This is a genomic window from Gilvimarinus sp. 1_MG-2023 (genome assembly GCF_030548285.1).
Genome location: NZ_JAUOSC010001012.1, coordinates 1 through 272 on the forward strand (window position 1 = coordinate 1; position 272 = coordinate 272).

At 61.4% G+C, this 272-nt stretch carries 1 protein-coding gene; it reads right to left on the reverse strand.

Going from position 1 to position 272, the window contains the following annotated elements:
- The coding region (locus Q4563_RS19940) for a HesA/MoeB/ThiF family protein (RefSeq protein WP_303605752.1) at positions 1-272 on the reverse strand (272 nt) is incomplete at both ends.

A 272-nucleotide genomic window follows, 5' to 3' on the forward strand; every position in this document is an offset into this window, starting at 1 on the left:
GCTCGACGCTGAATGGCTGTTACCTGGCAGTCCGGGTTGAGTGCTCGCAGGTTGGTCGCGGCGGAATCGACTTTGGCGCGCCCGAGGTCGGCATCGCCGTGGATAATCTGGCGCTGCAGGTTGGACAATTCCACCTGATCGTCATCGACCAGGATCAACTCGCCCACACCGCTGGCGGCCAGATACAGTGCAACCGGAGAGCCCAATCCACCCAATCCGATGATCATTACCCGGGCGCGTAACAGTGCCAGTTGGCCATCGAGGTCCAGCTC